Annotated in this window: 15 protein-coding genes; 9 read left to right on the top strand and 6 right to left on the bottom strand. The window is 67.6% G+C overall.

The genetic code is table 11. The annotated features are described in order from the left end of the window. Positions 1-49: 49 nt before the first annotated feature. Both EV666_RS16315 and EV666_RS16310 read left to right on the top strand, forming a co-directional pair. Positions 50-1,258 (top strand): acetyl-CoA C-acetyltransferase, encoded by a 1,209-nt coding sequence (locus tag EV666_RS16315; protein ID WP_132010480.1) that lies wholly within the window; start codon positions 50-52, stop codon positions 1,256-1,258. Between the two features lie 50 nt (positions 1,259-1,308). Next, positions 1,309-3,510, top strand: coding sequence for a 3-hydroxyacyl-CoA dehydrogenase NAD-binding domain-containing protein (locus EV666_RS16310; RefSeq protein ID WP_132010478.1), 2,202 nt, complete (start codon positions 1,309-1,311; stop codon positions 3,508-3,510). A 253-nt stretch (positions 3,511-3,763) separates the two neighbouring features. Here EV666_RS16310 and EV666_RS16305 read toward each other — a convergent pair whose 3' ends face one another. Then, the gene (locus EV666_RS16305; RefSeq protein ID WP_132010476.1) at positions 3,764-7,264 is read right to left on the bottom strand and encodes a PAS domain-containing hybrid sensor histidine kinase/response regulator; all 3,501 of its coding nucleotides are present in this window, start codon (positions 7,262-7,264) and stop codon (positions 3,764-3,766) included. Positions 7,265-7,523: 259 nt separating this feature from the next. Here EV666_RS16305 and mscL point away from each other — a divergent pair, with 259 nt between their 5' ends. From mscL to EV666_RS18475, 3 genes are all read left to right on the top strand, one after another. Next, on the top strand, positions 7,524-7,937 hold the full coding sequence (gene mscL, locus EV666_RS16300) for a large conductance mechanosensitive channel protein MscL (protein ID WP_132010499.1): 414 nt from the start codon (positions 7,524-7,526) through the stop codon (positions 7,935-7,937). A gap of 412 nt (positions 7,938-8,349) precedes the next feature. Beyond that, on the top strand, positions 8,350-8,640 hold the full coding sequence (locus tag EV666_RS16295; protein WP_132010474.1) for a GCG_CRPN prefix-to-repeats domain-containing protein: 291 nt from the start codon (positions 8,350-8,352) through the stop codon (positions 8,638-8,640). Between the two features lie 138 nt (positions 8,641-8,778). Then, positions 8,779-9,114, top strand: a complete 336-nt coding sequence (locus EV666_RS18475) for a hypothetical protein (protein WP_207906445.1) — start codon at positions 8,779-8,781, stop codon at positions 9,112-9,114. Positions 9,115-9,185: 71 nt separating this feature from the next. On the opposite strand, the gene EV666_RS16285 is transcribed toward EV666_RS18475, so the two are convergent. The 3 genes from EV666_RS16285 to EV666_RS16275 form a co-directional block, all read right to left on the bottom strand. Beyond that, a complete protein-coding gene (locus tag EV666_RS16285) occupies positions 9,186-9,365 on the bottom strand; it encodes a hypothetical protein (protein ID WP_132010472.1) in 180 nt (59 codons plus the stop codon). A 273-nt stretch (positions 9,366-9,638) separates the two neighbouring features. Continuing rightward, positions 9,639-10,898: an alpha/beta hydrolase gene (locus EV666_RS16280; protein WP_132010470.1), complete on the bottom strand. Its 1,260-nt coding sequence runs from the start codon at positions 10,896-10,898 to the stop codon at positions 9,639-9,641. Positions 10,899-11,003: 105 nt separating this feature from the next. Continuing rightward, complete coding sequence (locus EV666_RS16275) at positions 11,004-11,981, bottom strand: DMT family transporter (protein ID WP_132010468.1); 978 nt, start codon at positions 11,979-11,981, stop codon at positions 11,004-11,006. 291 nt (positions 11,982-12,272) lie between these two features. On the opposite strand from EV666_RS16275, the gene EV666_RS16270 reads away from it, so the two are divergent. From EV666_RS16270 to EV666_RS16255, 4 genes are all read left to right on the top strand, one after another. Beyond that, entirely contained in the window at positions 12,273-13,805 is a 1,533-nt protein-coding gene (locus EV666_RS16270) for an acyl-CoA synthetase (RefSeq protein ID WP_132010466.1), read from the top strand. A gap of 148 nt (positions 13,806-13,953) precedes the next feature. Then, positions 13,954-14,550: an NUDIX hydrolase gene (locus EV666_RS16265; RefSeq protein WP_132010498.1), complete on the top strand. Its 597-nt coding sequence runs from the start codon at positions 13,954-13,956 to the stop codon at positions 14,548-14,550. Between the two features lie 59 nt (positions 14,551-14,609). Beyond that, the gene (locus EV666_RS16260) at positions 14,610-15,797 is read left to right on the top strand and encodes a serine hydrolase domain-containing protein (RefSeq protein WP_132010464.1); all 1,188 of its coding nucleotides are present in this window, start codon (positions 14,610-14,612) and stop codon (positions 15,795-15,797) included. Between the two features lie 320 nt (positions 15,798-16,117). Next, entirely contained in the window at positions 16,118-16,834 is a 717-nt protein-coding gene (locus EV666_RS16255) for a TerC family protein (RefSeq protein WP_132010462.1), read from the top strand. A 55-nt stretch (positions 16,835-16,889) separates the two neighbouring features. Here the strand turns inward: EV666_RS16255 and EV666_RS16250 are convergent, their stop codons facing one another. Together EV666_RS16250 and EV666_RS16245 are read right to left on the bottom strand one after the other, a co-directional pair. After that, positions 16,890-17,387, bottom strand: coding sequence for an arsenate-mycothiol transferase ArsC (locus EV666_RS16250; RefSeq protein ID WP_376885254.1), 498 nt, complete (start codon positions 17,385-17,387; stop codon positions 16,890-16,892). 1 nt (position 17,388) lies between these two features. Next, positions 17,389-17,916 carry a UPF0262 family protein gene (locus EV666_RS16245; protein WP_132010460.1) on the bottom strand — a complete coding sequence of 176 codons (528 nt, stop codon included), beginning with the start codon at positions 17,914-17,916 and terminating at the stop codon, positions 17,389-17,391. Positions 17,917-17,952: the final 36 nt, after the last annotated feature.

Raw genomic sequence — 17,952 nt, 5'->3', positions numbered from 1 at the left:
CGCGATCTGGCGCCTGAAATCGCGTCGCGGTTCATTCCGGAGGCCGGTCATGGCTGAAGCATATATTTATGACGCCGTTCGCACGCCGCGTGGTCGCGGCAAAAAGGACGGCGCCCTGCACGAGTGCTCTACCCTCAAGCTGGCGACGACGGTGCTGGGCGCCATCCGCGAGCGCAACAATCTCGATACGAAGCTGGTTGACGACGTGGTCATGGGCTGCGTCGATCCGGTGGGCGAGGCGGGCAGCGACATCGCCCGCGCCGCCGCGCTCGCCGCCGATTACGGCAATCACGTGCCTGGCGTGCAGATCAACCGTTTCTGCGCATCCGGCCTCGACTCGGTGAATTTCGCCGCCGCCCAGGTGATGGCAGGCCAGCACGACATGACCATCGGCGGCGGCGTTGAATCCATGAGCCGCGTCGGCATGGGCGCCTCGGGCGGCGCCTGGCCCATGGACCCCGCCATCGCCATCAAGTCCTATTTCATGCCCCAGGGCGTCTCGGCTGACCTGATCGCCACCAAATATGGCTTCAGCCGCGACGATGTTGACGCTTACGCGGTGCAGAGCCAGCAACGGGCGGCGGCGGCCTGGGCGGAGGGCCGGTTCGCCAGATCCGTCACGCCGGTGCGCGACCTCAACGGCGTCACCATCCTCGACTGCGATGAGCATATGCGTCCCAACGCCGACATGCAGTCGCTGGCGCAGTTGCAGCCGTCGTTCGCCCAGCTCGCCGGCATGGCCGGTTTCGATTCCGTCGCCATCCAGGCCCACCCGGAAATCGAGCGCATCAATTACGTCCATCACGCCGGCAATTCCTCCGGCATCGTCGACGGCGCCGCCGCCGTGCTGATCGGCAACAGGGAGGCCGGTGAAAAAGCCGGGCTGAAGCCGCGCGCCCGCATCCGCGCCTTCGCCAATATCGGCTCGGAGCCGGCGATCATGCTCACCGGCCCGGTGGACGTAACGAAAAAGCTGCTGGCCCACGCCGGCATGGCGATCAGCGATATCGACCTGTTCGAGCTGAACGAGGCTTTCGCCTCGGTGGTGCTGCGCTACCTCCAGGCCTTCGACATTGACCCGGCGATCATGAACCCGAATGGCGGCGCCATCGCCATGGGCCACCCCCTCGGCGCCACCGGCGCCATGATCCTGGGCACGGCCCTGGACGAGCTGGAGCGCACCGGCAAACAGACCGCCCTCGTCACGCTGTGCATCGGCGCCGGCATGGGCACGGCCACCATCATCGAGCGCGTCTGACGCTGGTTGCGAGGCCACAGCCTCCGGTACAGGAAAGCAGGAGACAGCCAATGAGTCTCAAGGAATTCCGCATCGACGTCGACGCCGACGGCGTTGCGCTCGTCACCTGGGATCAACCCGGCGCGCCCATGAACGTCATCACCCTGGCGATGATGCAGGAGCTGTCGGCGGTGATCGACCGCATTGCGTCCGACGACGCCATCAAGGGCGCGGTGATCACATCCGGCAAGGACAATTTCTCCGCCGGCGCCGACCTCAACATGTTGCAGGGCGCCCGCGTCGAATTCGAACAGCGCGCCGCAAAAGGCGACCCGGAAGAGGCCATGCGCGTCTTTTTCGGCGAAACCCGCCGCCTGTCGCAGCTGTATCGTCGCCTGGAAACCTGCGGCAAGCCGGTGGCCGCCGCCATTCGCGGCCTCGCCCTCGGCGGCGGTTTCGAGCTGGTGCTCGCCTGCCACTACCGCGTCATGGCCGACGACGGCGCCACAAAGGTGGGGCTGCCGGAAGTCCAGGTGGGCCTGTTCCCTGGTGGTGGCGGCACGCAGCGCATCGCCCGCCTGATGGCGACGCCGGACGCCCTGCAATTCCTGTTCAAGGGCCAGCAGATCAAGCCGTCCATGGCCAAAACCATGGGCTTGGTTCATGAAACCGCCGCGCCGGGTGAGGTGATCGCCAAAGCCAGGGCCTGGATACTTGGCGGCGGCAAGGGCGTCGCCCCGTGGGACGTCAAGGGCTTCAAGAACCCCTCCGGCAAGGTGTTCTCGCCCGTCGGCATGCAGGTGTTCCCGGCCGCCAACGCCATCTACCGCAAGGAAACCTACGACAATTACCCGGCGGCGAAGGCGATCCTGGCCAGCGTCTATGAGGGCCTGCAACTGCCGATGGATCTCGCCCTGCAGGTCGAGAGCCGTTACTTCGCCCACATCCTGCGCACGCCGGAAGCGGCGGCGATGATCCGTTCGCTGTTCATCTCCATGGGCGAGCTGAACAAGGGCGCCCGCCGGCCGAAGGGCGTGGAGAAATCAAAGCTGCGCAAGCTTGGCGTCGTTGGCGCCGGCTTCATGGGGGCCGGCATCGCTTATGTCAGCGCTCAGGCCGGCATGGAGGTGGTGCTGGTTGACCGCGACCAGGCCGCCGCCGACAGGGGCAAGGCCCATGCCGAAGCGCAGATCGACGCGCAGATCCGCAAGGGTCGCGCCACCGCCGAAACCAAAGCCGCCCTGCTGGACCGCATCACCGCGACGCCCGACTATGCGGCGCTGGCCGGCTGCGATCTGGTGATCGAGGCGGTGTTCGAGGATCCGAAGGTCAAGGCCGAGGTGATCGCCAGGGTCGAGAGCGTGATCGGCGACGACGTCATCTTCGCCTCCAACACCTCGACCCTGCCGATCAGCGGTCTGGCGAAGGCCTCGTCGCGTCCGGCCAACTTCATCGGCATCCATTTCTTCTCGCCGGTGGAGAAGATGCTGCTGGTCGAGCTGATCATTGGCCGGCAGACCGGCGACAGGGCCCTGGCCACGGCCATGGATTACGTCCGCGCCATCCGCAAGACGCCGATCGTCGTCAACGATGCGCGCGGCTTCTTCGCCAACCGCTGCGTCGGCGCCTATGTCCAGGAAGGCCATCGCATGCTGCTGGAAGGCGTGCCGCCGGCAATGATCGAGAATGTCGGCCGCATGGCCGGCATGCCGGTGGGACCGCTGGCGCTCAATGACGAGGTGGCGCTGGATCTCGGCCTGCGCATTGCCCGCGCCACGAAGGCAGAAGCTGGCGACGACGCGGTCGATCCCGACCAGCTGGCGTTGCTGGAAACCATGGTGGAAGGCGAGGGGCGTCTTGGCCGCAAGAACGGCAAGGGCTTTTACGACTATCCCGAAAAGGGCCAGAAGCAGCTGTGGCCGGGCCTGGCGAAGTTGCAGAAAACCAGGCTTGATCCCGATACGCTGGACGTGACCGAACTGAAGCAACGCCTGCTGGTCGTCCAGGCGCTGGAGGCGGCGCGCAGCTTCGGGGAAGGCATCGTCACCGACCCGCGCGAGGCCGACGTCGGCTCGATCATTGGCTTCGGCTTCGCCCCGTTCACCGGCGGCGTGCTATCCTATATCGACGGCATGGGCGCGCCGGCGTTCGTCGCCCTGTGCGACCGCCTGGCCGCAACTTACGGCGAACGCTTCACCCCCAACGCCCAGCTTCGCCAGATGGCGAAGGACGGCGGCTCCTATTATCCGAAGCTCCAGGCCGCCGCCGCCTGAGGCGCCGCCATCCCGATCGGACACATGACGCCGCAGCGGGCAACCGTTGCGGCGTTATTTTTGAAGCACTGAACTTCAGTCTTTTGAAAATACCGCGATCTTTACATGCTGCGTGCGTGTACAGATCCGTGGCCAATTTTGCCGCCGTCCCGGTTCGGCCGTTTCGCGGCGGCGCCCACACGGTTTCCCCCTCGGGCAGCCCCACAAATCATCTCGGGAAAACGCGCGGCGACGTTGCGGCGCGCCCTGCGCTTTATTCCATCCGCGCCCGCCACTGGGTCAGCAGGGCGCGCAGGGCCGCCGGCTTCAGCGGTTTGTGCAGCACGTGGGCGTTTTTCTTCTGCGCTTCCGCCCGCACCTCCGGCGAGCGGTCGGCGGTCAGCAGCACGGCGTGCAGACCCGGCCCCAGCCGCCAGCGCAGACGGGTGATCGCCTCCAGCCCGTCGCCCTCATCCAGATGGTAGTCGGCGATGACGATGTCCGGCGCGAAGCGGCGCGCGCCGATGACCCGGTTGGCCTCCTCCAGGCTGCCGCCCGCCGCCACTTCGCAGCCCCAGCCTTCCAGCAGGGCGCGCATGCCCTCCAGGATGGCCGGCTCATTGTCGATGGCGAGAATGCGCATGCCGGTGAGGGGCGTCGTCGGCGGCGGCGCCGGGCGGGCGGAATCCGGCGTCGCCACCGGCTCACGCACCGGCATCGTCACGGCGAACAGCGAGCCGCGCCCCGGCGTCGACGTCACGGACACCTTGTGATGCAGCACATGGGCGATCCGCTCGACGATGGAGAGCCCGAGGCCGAGGCCGCGCGCTTCGCGCATGCCCTGATCGAGGCGCTGGAACTCACGGAAGATGAGGCGCTGTTTTGATTCAGGTATGCCAAGGCCCGTGTCGGCCACGGCGACGCGCAGCCGGTCGCCGTGACGGCGGCAGCCAACCAGCACCTTGCCGGAGGGCGTGTATTTGATGGCGTTGGAAATAAGGTTTTGCAACAGCCGTCGCAGCAGTCTCCGGTCCGAGCGCACGTGCAGGGATGACGGCAGCACCGTCAGCTTCAGGCCCTTTTCGCGGGCCATCGGCGCGAACTCGCGCTGCAGCTGGTCGAGCAGGGGGCCGATCGGGAAAATGGAAAACTCCGCCCGCATCTGCCCGGCGTCGAGGCGCGAGATGTCGAGCAGCGCCGTGAGAATTTCCTCCACCGCGTCGAGGGAGCTGACGATATTGTCGATCATCGGCCGGGCCTCGCCGGCCCCTTCCGGCCGCTCCACCAGCGCCGCGGCGTAAAGGCGCGCGGCGTTCAGCGGTTGCAGGATGTCGTGGCTGGCGGCGGCGAGAAAGCGGGTCTTCGACTGGTTGGCTTCGTCGGCGGCGGATTTCGCTTTGGTCAGCGCCACGTTCAGCCGCATCAGCTCCTGGGTGCGCTCCTCCACGCGTTTTTCCAGCGTGGCGTAGGCGGCCTCCAGCGCCTCTTCCGCCTCCACCTCCCGGGTGACCTCCGTATAGGTGGTGACGAAGCCGCCGCCGGGCAGCTTGTTGGAGCGGATTTCGATGACGCTTTCGCCCGGGAACAGCTTGACCCGTGCGGGCGGGCCGTCGCTGAGCAGGCTGGCGAGCCGGTCGGCGACCAGATCGTCCACATGGCCAGGCCCATAGGCGCCCCGGGTGGCGTTGAAGGTCACCACCGCGTCGAGACCGACGCCGACGCGCACGAAATCCGGCGGCAGGTCGTACAGATCCACGAAGGCCTGGTTCCAGGCGAGAATCCGCATGTCGTGGTCCAGAATCGTGATGCCCTGCTGCGCGTGGTCGAGGGCGTTCTGCAGCACGTCGCGATTGTACTGGATGGCGGCGGATGCGTCGTCCAGCAGCGCCATCGCCGTGCTCGACGACAGCTTGTCGGAGCTGTTGAGCAGCGACAGCATGAGCCGGGACGACGCGGCGCCAATCACCGAGGCCAGCAGGTGCTCGGCGAAGCGGATGGTCTGGATGTCCGCTGGCGCCGGCCCCCGGGCGGGCTCCTGGCGGGTGGCGTTGAAGCCGGCGAAGGCCGAGCGGGCGCGATCCTCACCCAAATAACGCGTCACCGCGTCATACAGGTCATCGAAGGTGGCGACGCCGCGCACCGGCATGGGGCTCTGGCTCATGCGCGGCTCGGGCGAACGGAACGCATAGGCCTGGAGGCGCTCGATGGCGCTGGCCGGACGCAGCAGGGAACAGGTGACATAGAAGACAATGTTGAGGCCAAGGCTCCACAGGACCCCCGGGGTGATATTTTCCGGCCCGGCTCCGGTCAACACCGCCGGGTTGATGATGCGCAGCCCGAAGGGACCGGTGAGGAAGGAGCCGCCGAGGCTCTGCGGGTCGGCGATCGCCGGCAACAGCAGCATCCAGGCCCAGGCCAGCCAGCCAACGCCGAGGCCCGCCACCGCTCCCAGCGCCGTGCCGCGGCGCCAGATCAGCCCGCCGATGAACGGCGGCGCGATCTGGGCGATGGCGGCGAACGACAGCAGGCCGGTAGCCGCCAGCGCGGCGTTGGCGGCGTTCTCGTTGTAAAACCAGGCCAGCGCCATCACGGCGACAATGGCGCAGCGGCGGATGCCCAGCACCACCGGCCCCATGCCGGAGCGAATGTGCAGGCCGCGCGCCGCCCGGGCCGAACGCCAGCGCAGCAGCACCGGCATCACCAGATCGTTGGAGATCATGATCGCCAGCGCGACGGAATCGACGATCACCATGGCGGTGGCGGCCGAGAGGCCGCCGATGAAGGCGAGCAGCGCCACCCACCCGGCGCCCGCGTGCAGCGGCAGTTGCAGCAGCGTCATGTCCCGGTCGACGGCCGTGGGAAACATCGAGATGCCGGCCAGCGCGATGGGAATGACGAACAGGTTGATCAGCGCCAGATAGGCGGCGAACATCCACGCCATGCGCGGCGCGTCGGCGGCCCGGCGGTTCTCCACCACCATCATGTGAAACTGGCGCGGCAGCAGCAGCGCCGCGCAGGCCGACAGCAGCAGCAGCGCCGCCAGATCGAGCGGACTGGAGGTCATCTCCAGAAAACGCATGGGCGAAATGGCGTCGGCGCGGGCGACGATATCGGCCACGCCGCCGAACATCACATAGGTGATGAACAGGCCCACGGCGAGAAACGCCGCCAGCTTGACGATGGATTCCACCGCGATCGCGGCGACGAGGCCCTGCTGGTGTTCGGTGGCGTCGACGCGCCGGGCGCCGAAAGCCATCGCGAACAGGGCCAGCACCCCGGCGGCCATCACGCTGATCCAGCCCATCCACGGCGCGGTTTTTCCATCTATGGCGACGAGAAAGGTCGTGAGGGAAACCGAAACGGCCTTGAGTTGCAGGGCGATGTACGGAACCGAGCCGGTGACGGCGATCAGGGCGACAACCGCCGCCACTTTCTGGCTCTTGCCATAGCGCGCCGCCACGAAATCGGCGACGGACGTGATGTTCTGCGCCCGGCTGAGCGCGATGATGCGCATGATGAGCCGGGCGCCGAGAACCAGCGCCAGGGCGGGCCCTATGTAGATCATCAGGAAGTCGAGGCCGGAGCGGGCGGCGAAGCCGACGGAGCCGTAGAACGTCCAGGACGTGCAATAGACGGCGATGGTGAGCGGATAGATGAACACCCGCAGCCGCCCGTCGAGCCAGTGTTCGCCGCGACGGTCGCAGAACCATGCGACGCCAAACAGCGCGCACAGATAAAGCAGTGCAGCGGCGATCACCATCCAGCTGTCGGGCATGGAGCTCCTGTCGTCCGGGCAAAGGCGCCGGCCGCGCGCAACGGCGCGAAGTGGCCGGTCAATAACAGACAGGATAATACTGCGCGCGCGTTTGTGTAACGATCAATAACCTTTGCCAGGTTATCCAGCAAAGAAGGCGTGGCAGGTTTCCGGGGCGCGGATCATGACGCGGCCGCAGACCGGCCCGCTGTCATGGGACGGGCGCGCTGGACATGCGCCAGACAAATATTGCGACGTCGAGGTCGAGGAGGAATGCAGGATGTTGAGTGAGTTCAAAAAATTCGCCATGCGCGGCAATGTTGTTGATCTCGCGATCGGCGTGATCATCGGCGCCGCCTTCAGCGGCATCGTCAACTCGCTGGTGTCTGATATCTTCATGCCCATCATCGGCTGGATTACCGGCGGCCTCGATTTCACCAATTACTTCATCGCACTGGGCAAGAACGTCACCGCAACCTCCTATGCCGAGGCCCAGAAGCAGGGCGCCGTCATCGGCTACGGCCGCTTCATCACCCTGGCCGTCAATTTTCTCATCATCGCCTGGATCCTGTTCCTGGTGGTGCGCGGCATCAACCGGCTGAAGGCGAAGGAAGAGGCGGCGCCGGAGACGCCGGCCGATGTTGTGCTGCTCGCGGAAATCCGCGATCTGCTCGCGGCGAAGAAAGCTGTCTGACAGCCGGCGTGGTCCACGCGCCGCCCTGTCGGGAGCGGTCGCTTTGCACGGCGCCGTCCGCAGACGGACGCCATTTTGCGCCGGGCTGGCTTTCAGCCCGGCGTTGCTGTTCCTGGGCTGGCGGCGTTGTGGTCCTGCGCCGGCGGTTCGGGCGCGCCCGGCGGCGCCGGCGCAGGCTATTTGCACAGAATTCGCCATCTGTTCGCCATGATGAGCGCGCCGTGAGGCCGCGCGGATTTTCCAGGCGCCTGTCTTCAAATGGGAATACCATTTGTTAACCGTGCTTCACGTCTTCTTGCGCTGCCGGCGGCTGCCCGGGCTTTTTCATGTTTGCGCCGGAAAGCGATGGTCTGATTCAACTATTGAAAGGGATCGGTGTTTCCCTTGCAGGATTGATTGCGGAGGAGTGACAATGAAACTCGCCCTGACCGCCAGCGCTTTTGCTGGCGCCATGCTGTTCGCCTCGGGTGCGTTCGCCATGCCCGCGGCTTCGGGACTGGCGCAGCCCGCCCAGGCGGATGGCTTCGTGACCCACGTTGCGCAGGGCTGCGGCCCTGGCGGCTGGCGCACGCCCTCCGGACGCTGCGCTTATGGTCGCCCGGGTTATGGCCCGCCGCGTTACGCGCCGCCGCCGCGCTATTATGGCCCGCCGCGCTGCTTCGTCAGACACACCCCCTATGGTCCGCGTCGCGTCTGCCGTTAAGGCGCGCGCAAGACCGGTCGCCGCCTTGCGCCAGGCGACGCGGCGGCGGGCGTTAATGTAACGCCAGTGGCTTTCCGGGCCGGGCCGTGCGCCGGGTTCGGGGCCGAACAAGAGCAAACAAGGGAAAGTGAAAATCGTATGAAGGCTGCATTTGCCAAGTTGTCGGGCGCGCGGGTCGCCGGTCTGGCCGCGATCGCTGGCGCGATGATGGTCGCTTCGGGCGCCATGGCGGCGCCGGCTGGCGCGGGCGCCGGCGCGTTTGACGGCGCTGGCGCGCCGATGGTGTCGACGGTCGCCAGTGGATGTGGCCCCGGCATGTACAGGGGCCCGGGCGGCCGCTGCTACCGGGCGGGCGTCCGTCCGCACGCCCATCGCCCGCCGCCGCCGCCGCCGCGTCACTATCATGCGCCGCGCCGCGCGCCCCATTGCGTCGTGCAGCACACGCCGCACGGTCCGCGACGCATCTGCCGCTGAGCGGGCTGCGCAATATGCAAACGGCCCCGCTCCGGGGCCGTTTTTTTTTATTGGCGCGTCGCCACACGCGTTCAGTTGGTGGACGGGCCAGACTCGCAGGCGGAGCTCCAGGGCTTGTTGATGGGCGTGGCGCGCCCGCACTTGTCGCAGGCGGCGACGGACAGGGCCACCGCGAGCAGTGCGCCGCATCGCACGGAGAGCCGCGCGATGCGCTTCAGGCGCTGCGGGCGGCGGGCGACAATGGCTTCCATATCAGGTCTCCAGAACAGGTCGGCGGAAGGGGACGCGGCCTTCGCGTCCCGATAGCGTCACATTGGCAATGCGTTGCCGCGCCCTTGACGATGCGCCCACGAGCGGGGCGCATCAATGGGTCACGCCCAGGTCCGGGCTTTTCAGGGCGCGCGCGCATCGCGGCCGCGTCCTGGAACGTTGGAGCAATCCGGCGTGGCGATTTGACGACGCCGGCCTGCCGGGTCCGGCCACGGGCGGCGCGGCGTGAACCCGCGCCCGTGGCCCTCCGGGCGTCAATGCCCGGTTGTTTTTGCCTGTCCACGGGGCAGGGGCAAGGTGTCCGCCATGTTGGAGCCGAGCATCTCGAACTGGTCGCCGAGGCCCTCGCGCGTCTTCGGATCGATAATGGCGATGGGCGCCGACACCGCGATGCTGGCGGCCGTGCCGACGGTCGAGGCCGCGCCCACGGCGATCCGGCCCAGCTTGTCGCCGAGGCCGACGCCGGAGTCGCTGAGGGCCTGGCCGGCGACCAGCCGGCTGCCGATCATCTGCACCACCTGGGGCGACTGGGCGAAGGTGGCGTGGTTGATGGAATCCGATGACTGGACCCCCGTGAGGTCGATCAGGATGATGTCGTCGCGTTTCAGCTCGGAGCGGTAGGGCTCGGCCTGCGGGTTGATGGCGCCGAGGCGCGTCTGGCCCCAGACCCGACGCGAGAAGGCCAGCGCCTCATCGTCCTGCGAGGTAAAGATGACGAAGGGCGGCCGCTTCGGCCCGATGGCGGCGATCTGCCGGCGGAACACGTCGAAATCCACGTCAGGCGCCGCCAGCATCACACTGTTGATTTTCGGCGCGATGCGGCCGTTGCGGATCGCCATCTGCCGCAACGCCTCCAGCGTCACCCAATTGCCCATGGAGTGGGCGAGGATGGCGATTTCGCCCACCTGGGGGTCGCGGTTGAGGGTCGTGAGCAGCTTTTCCAGGGCGTCGCGGGAGAAGTTGCTGCTTTCACGGTCGAAACCATAGGAGAGCAGCCGCCCGCGCGACGGCCAGGTGAACAGTACCGGCATCGCTGGCGCGCCAGAATCATGGATGATCTGGGTGAACCGGTAAACCGCGTCCTCGAAGTTGGTGTTGTAACCATGCACGAACACCAGCACCCGGCGCTGGCGCTGCTGACGCATGCGCTGGTTGAACGCCGCCATGGCCTGGGTCGGGCTCAGAACCCTGGCAGACAGGGTGGTGAAGTCCGTGGCGGGGTTGGCCGGCAAACGGCGCGGCCATTGCACGTCGCCAACCTTGCGCGCGCCGGCCGGCGGCACCGAGACGGTGATCTCGGCGAAATTGAGCAGATCGGAGCGCTCCCCGGTGAACATCTGGCCGGGGCGGGCGTTTTCCAGGCTGCGCGTGGTGGCCACCAGCATGCTGACAGGCGTGGCGCCGGGATAAACAGCCCCCTGTTCAGGCTGCAAAACGTTCCGGGCGCGGCCGCTGCACCCCGCCAGCAAGGCGGCGGCGATCGCGGTGACGGCTAGCACATATAGTCGGCGCATGGCGCGGCGGAGCTCCAGAACGGACAGTTGTCGGCGGTCAGACCCGGCGCGGCGCGCCTGTTGGACCTGGGGCGTCCCCCAGCAGCAACCGTTGGACGGGGCACCCTAGCGCGCGGTTGGGACGGGCGCCAGAAGCTCGCCGTCGCCGCATGGCGCGGGGCCGGGCGCCGGTGGTGTTTTTGCCACAGGCGACGCCCGACCGGACGGCGCGCGGCGCAGCAGCACGATGGCGCTGGCGCTCACCACCAGCGCGAGGCCCACCCAGTCGGTGATGGCTGGCGTTTCACCCAGCATCAACATGGCGCCGATCACGCCGACGCCCGGCGTCATCAGCGTGCCAATGGCGGCGACCGAAGCGGGAGACCGGGTCAGCACCCCAAACCAGATCCATGTTCCGAGCGCCTGGGCGGCGACGATATTGTAGGCCAGCCCGAAAAAGCCGGCCGTCAGGCCATGGAAGCCAATGGCTGGTCCTTCGAAGGCCAGCATGCCCGTCGTCAGGATGGCCGCGGCGGCGCCGATCTGCCAGGTCGCCGCGGTCAGCGGCGGACCGCTGATCGGAAAACGTTTCATGAAAACGGCGCCGCAGGCCCAGGATAACGCCGAGCCAAAGGCCAGCGCGAGGCCGGCGGAAACTCCGCCGGCGGCGAGGGCGGGCCACGCCAGCGCCATCAGGCCAGCGGCGCCCAGCGCCAGGCTGAGGGACTTGCGGGCGTCAAGCCGCTCGCCCAGGAAGAACACCGCCATCGCCGTCGCCCACACCGGCATGGAAAAGGCGATGATCGCCGCGCGTCCGGTTTCCATCACCATCTGCGCCCAGGCGTTGAGGATGTTGACCAGCGCCATGCCGAAAATGGCCGGAACCAGCACGCGCCACCACGCGCGCGGGCTGATGCGCAGGCTCTCGCCGCGCCACAGCGCCGCGCCAGCCAGCACCAGCGCGGCGCCCGACAGGCTCAGCGCCCGCGTCGTCCACGGGCCATATTCAAGGATGGCGAATTTGACGATGGGCCAGTTCAGACCCCAGATCAGACCAAGGAGCGTGACCAGCGCCAGATTGTTGCGGGTGGGGTGCGGGGGCATGGCGCGGGACCTGATGTTGCTCCCGCGATTTGTGCAGCCTTCCAGACGTTATAACAAATGCGCCACGCGCGGGAGCCGCGCGCCCACGATGCGTCCATGGCATGGCTTGCCCGATGCGGCGGCAGCCGCCGGTCCGCCGCCGCAAGTCCGTCCCCCGCCTTTCGCGCGCGCCGTCTTTCCCGGGCCATGTGCGGCTTTCGTCGGGCCTTGCCTGGCGATGTTTTTCGTAGAAGTCTTGGCGCACGCTCCCGGTCAGGAACAAGATGGAGCGGTATTCTGGAGGAGCGCCGTATGACGGTTCGTTACTACGACTGGATCGCCCATCACGCGATGCGCACGCCGGAGCGGCTTGCGGTCGTCAATCTGGCGGACGGTCGTGAGTTTTCCTACGCGCGGATGCATGACCGCGTGGGCCGGCTGGCGGCCCACCTGTCGGTCAACCTTGGCGTCAACGCCGGCGATCGTGTGGCCGTGCTGGCCCAGAACGCCCCGGAGACGCTGGAGGTCCAGTTCGCCTGCGGCCGGCTTGGGGCGATTTTCGTTCCGCTCAACACGCGCCTCACGGTGGCCGAGCTGACCTATATCGTGGGCGACGCGGCCCCGCGCGTCATGGTGCACGACGCGGAGCTGGCGGCCACGGCGCTTGAGGTCGCCGCCGCGTGCCAGACGCCGGCGAGCCTGCAGTTCGACGCCCCCTACGAGGCGGCGCTGGCGGCGGTCCAGCCTTTGCCGCGCGCCGCCTGGGCCGATGTCAGCCATGATGACGTCTCCACCATCATGTACACCTCCGGCACCACTGGGCGCCCCAAGGGCGCGATGATCACCCACGGCATGACGTTCTTCAACTGCGTCAACCTGGGGGCTGTCGCCGGCGTCAGCCAGTCGACCGTCCAGTTGCTGGTGCTGCCGCTGTTCCACACCGGCGGCCTGAACTGCTACGTCAATCCCACCCTGCACGCCGGCGGCCTCGTGCTGGTCATGCGCGCCTTCGATCCGGGCGCGACCCTGCGGCTGATCCACGACAAGGCCTTCGGGCTGAACCTGCTGTTCGGCGTGCCGTCGATTTACCAGTTCCTGTGCCAGCATCCGGATTTCGACAAAACCGATTTCTCGGGCCTGCGGGTCGGCGGCGTGGGCGGCGCGCCGATGCCGGTGCCCCTGCTGCGCATCTGGGAGCAGCGCGGCGTCGCCCTGCAACAGGGCTATGGCATGACGGAGACGAGCCCGGCCGTGCTGGCGCTCGACCAGGCGGACGCCGCCGCCAGGGCGGGCTCCGCCGGCAAGCCGGTGCTGCACACCGAGGTGTGCGTGATGCGCGAGGACGGAACCCTGGCGGCGCCCGGTGAGATCGGCGAGCTGTGGGTGCGCGGTCCCAATGTCACGCCAGGCTACTGGAACCGGCCGGACGCCAACGCCTCATCCTTCACGGACGGCTGGCTGCACACCGGCGACGCCACCCGCGTCGACGCCGATGGCTTTTTCTATATCGTCGACCGCTGGAAGGACATGTACATCTCTGGCGGCGAGAACGTGTATCCCGCCGAGGTGGAGGACGTGCTCTACCAGATGCCGCAGATCGCAGAGGCGGCGATCATCGGCGTGCCGGACGAACGCTGGGGCGAAAGCGGTCTCGCCGTTGTGGTGGTGAAGCCGGGCCAGCAGCTCTCGGAAGATCAGGTTCATGAACATTGCCGGGCGCGCCTCGCCCGCTTCAAATGCCCGCGCGACATCGCTTTTGTCGAAGCCCTGCCGCGCAACGCCACCGGCAAGGTGCACAAGCCGACCCTGCGCGGCCAGTTTGTCACCGAACCGGAAGGCGTCTGAACCCGCCGGGGTACACTCCCTGGCGGGGGGCGGGGGCAACACCTCAAACAGCCGCGCCGGCCGTGAAAGCCGGCGCGGCGCGACCAAAACGGCGGTATGCCTGAGAGTTTTGACTGTGACTGAGTGTTTTGACGATGTGCGCGCCCGGATGACCGGGCTGTTCTCCGGGTTTGAGCGTCTTGCCGGCGATGCGGCCCATGCCGGGCTCAAACGGGCGGCGGTGGCGATCACCGTGGTGGAGGATCCGCGCGGCGATGGCGGGCTGGCCTTTGTGCTGACGCGCCGGGCCCGCACCCTGCGCTCCCATGGCGGCCAGTGGGCGCTGCCAGGCGGCCGTTGTGACCCCGGCGAAACCGTGACCGAGGCGGCCCTGCGCGAGGTGTCGGAAGAAATCGGCCTCATTCTTGGCGCCGACGCGGTGCTGGGCGTGCTCGATGATTACCCCACCCGCTCCGGCTATCTGATGACGCCCGTGGTGGTGTGGGCCGGCGACGCCAGCGCCATCGTCCCCAATCCCGCCGAGGTGGCTTCGGTGCACTACATCCCCCTGGCGCATGTGGCGCGCGAGGATATCGTCAGCTTCATCACCATTCCGGAGAGCCCGCGCCAGGTTATCCGGCTGTGGATCGACGACGATCACATCCATGCGCCGACGGCGGCGGTGATCTACCAGTTCCGCGAGGTGCTCGCCGGGCGCGACACCCGCGTGCACGAGCTGGAGCAGCCGGTGTTCGCCTGGAAATAATATCAGCCCTTCCCAAAACACCTCCGGCTGCGCGCCGGTTACCGGGAGTTTCAGCGTTCATGAGCAACTTGCCGACCATCAGGCCCGACGAAGCCGGCTTCTCCGTGGAGCGCCTGGAGCGGATCAACGCGGTGCTGCGCGATCATGTCGACCGCGGCCGGCTTGCCGGCGCGGTGACCATGCTGTCCCGCTTCGGCAAGGTGGCGCATTTTTCGGCCGTCGGCATGCGGGACCCGGCGACGGGCGAGGCGCTGCGGACCGACGCCCTGTTCCGCTGCTATTCCATGACCAAGCCGGTCGTTTCCACCATGATCATGATGCTGGTGGAGCAGGGGCGGCTGCTGATCACGGATCCCGTCGCCAAATATATTCCGGCGTTCGCCGCCACGAAGGTGGCGGTGAAGCGCGACGGCGTCCTGACCCTGGAGGATCAGGCGCGGCCGATGACCGTGCAGGACCTGCTGCGCCACACCTCGGGCCTGAGCTACGAATTCCTGGCCATGCCCGAACTGCAGCAGATGTACATGGACGCCCGCATTTTCCGGCGCAGCTGGACCAGCATGGAGCACGCGGAAGCCCTGGCGCAGCTGCCGCTCAACAGCCAGCCAGGAACCCGGTGGGACTACGGCCGCTCCACTGACGTTCTGGGGACCATCGTCGAGATCATCACCGGCTCCTCCCTCGGCGACGCCCTGCGCGAGCACATCTTCGATCCGCTCGGCATGGACGACACCGGCTTTTATGTGCCGGAAGCTTCGCTCCACCGCCTGGCTGAACCGCTGCCGCGGGATCCCGACACCGGCGAGGCGGTGAAGCTGCTCGACGTGACGAAACCGTTCCCGTTCGAATCCGGCGGCGGCGGCCTGGTGTCGTCGGCGATGGACTACGCCCGCTTCATCCAGATGATCCAGAACGGCGGCGTGCTCGGTTCAACACGGTTGCTCAGCCGCAAGACCGTGAGCCTCATGGCCGCCGACCACCTGCCCGAAGGCGCGTCCATCGGTTCTGACCTTTTGCCGCCGGGACATGGCTTTGGCCTCGGCTTCGCGGTGCGCACCCACGATGGCCTGGCGCCGTCGCCGGGCGGCGCCGGCCAGTTCTTCTGGAGCGGCATCGCCGGCACCACCTTCTGGATCGACCCGGAGGAGGAATTCTTCGCCCTGCTGATGATCCAGGTGCCCCCGAACCAGCGGGAGGAATACCGGCACCTGTTCCGCAATCTGGCTTACGGCGCCTTCGGCGACTGAAGGCCGCTCCGCCTGTCCCGCATATCCATCCGCGCTGGCGGGCGGAACCATGACGGCGGGCGGGAGGTTGCGCCTGTGCGGCTGGCGAAGCAAAGGGAGCATGGGCGCCGCGCCGCCCTGGCGCACGCCAATTGCGCCCGGCGACGCTGGCGGGTAAATCCTGCCGGGTCGCCGCGCGCCCTGTTCGCCTGCGCTGCTCACCCGGCGCCGATGTCCGGGCGTGACGCGGCGTTGTTTCGCGCCTGGAAAGCGCGTCAATCAAAGAGGGAGCCGGCCCCGTTGCAGAGCGGACGGTTCTTGCTCCCGTATCAGGATATCCCATGACCGCCTGGTGGCCGGAAATCGTCGCTGCGCTCCAGATCATCTGGATCGATCTTGTCCTGTCCGGCGACAACGCGGTGGTCATCGCCCTGGCCTGTCGCGGCCTGCCGGCCAACCAGCGCAAATGGGGCATTATTTTCGGCGCCGGCGCCGCCATCATCCTGCGCGTGATTTTCGCCCTGCTGGTCATCCAGCTGCTTCAGGTGCCGTTCCTCAAGGTCATTGGCGCCTTTCTGCTGCTGCGCATCGCCGTTGGCCTGACCCGGGGGCAGGAGGATGAGCACGGCGAGATCCGCGAGTCCGGCAAGCTGTGGGGCGCCGTCTGGACCATCGTCGTCGCCGATGCGGTGATGAGCCTGGACAACGTCATCGCCATCGCCGCCGTGGCGCAGGATCATGTCGGCATGCTGATTTTCGGTCTCGCCCTGTCGATCCCGCTGATCGTTTTCGGCGCCAACATCCTGGTGAAGGCCATCGACCGCTTCCCGATCCTGATCTGGGCCGGCGCGGCGCTGCTCGGCTGGGTGGCTGGCGGCATGCTGATCACCGACCCATGGATGGTGAAGACGCTTGGCGCCGGCCAGGTGGCGATCTGGAAGCTGCCGGTGGAGGCGGCCGGCGTGCTGGTGGTGGTCGGGCTTGGCTGGCTGATGCGGCGGCTGGCGCAGCGCCGGCGGACCGCCGGCGCCGACGCCGACGTGGGCGGCGGCATCTGAAGCCCGATCCGGGCGCGCCATGCCGCCCGGCAGGCCCGCGTGCGGGACGCCGGCCTCAGACCTGATCGCGGAAGCGCGCGATGATGCGTTTTTGCAGATGATCACGCACGTCCCGGTAAGCCTGTAGCCTGTGGGCGCGGGAGCCGTGCGTCGCGGTGGCGTCCGGCGTGGGCCAGTATTCCACTTCCACCGCCAGCGTGCGCGTCAGTTCAAGCGCCGCGTGGTGCGCCTCTGGCGACAGGGTGACGATCAGGTCGAAGTTCAGCCCTTCGTATTCCTCAAGCTCGTCGAGGGTGCGCGGCCGGTGGCGGCTGGCGTCCACGCCCATCTCGTCCAGCACGGCGACGGCGAACGGATCGAGATCGTCCTTCCGCACCCCGGCGGACTGCACATAGATGCTCTTGCCAAAATAGTGTCGGGCCAGCGCTTCGGCCATCGGTGAGCGCACCGCGTTGAGGGCGCAGACGAACAGCACCGCCTGCACGCGCGGTTTCGCGTCCTGGGGCGCCTTCGCGACCTGATCCGGCGCCTCGGGCGGGAGCGCAGCGATCAATTCAGCCCTTCCAGTGCAGGGCGAAGATGAGGGTGAACAGGCGGCGGGCGGTGTCGAAATCCACCGTCAGCTTGCCGGCCAGCCGCTCCTGAACCAGCGCTGCGGCTTCGTCATGCAGGCCGCGCCGGCCCATGTCGATCGCTTCGATCTGCTGCGGCGAGGCCGTGCGCACGGCGGCGAAATAGCTGTTGCAGATCAGTTCGTAGTCCTTGATCACCCGCCGGAACGGCGTCAGCGACAGATAATGCGCCGCCACCAGCGCGCCGCTGCCGGGCGGCTCGCCGTCCTCCGGCGTCTGCCGCACGGTGAACGCCAGCCGTTTTTCCACCATGGCGAGCTCAAGGGCGTAGGGACCCGCGTCGACATTGGGCACGGCGAAGCTGTTGCTCTCGATGATGTCCCAGATGGCGGCGTTGCGCTCATGCTCCTGTTCGGGCGCGCCGCGGCCGATCGATTGTTCGTCCAGCGCCACGGACGCCAGCCGGTTCCGGGAGGAAGCCTTGCCTGAAGAATCTCCGCTTGCGGACATCGCGGCTCCTTCCCGTCCTGCTGGCTGGGGCCGGCT

It is taken from the genome of Camelimonas lactis, assembly GCF_004342915.1.
Taxonomy (GTDB): domain Bacteria; phylum Pseudomonadota; class Alphaproteobacteria; order Rhizobiales; family Beijerinckiaceae; genus Camelimonas; species Camelimonas lactis.
Note: the sequence above shows the minus strand (reverse complement) of the source record. Positions and strands in the feature narration are given on the sequence as shown.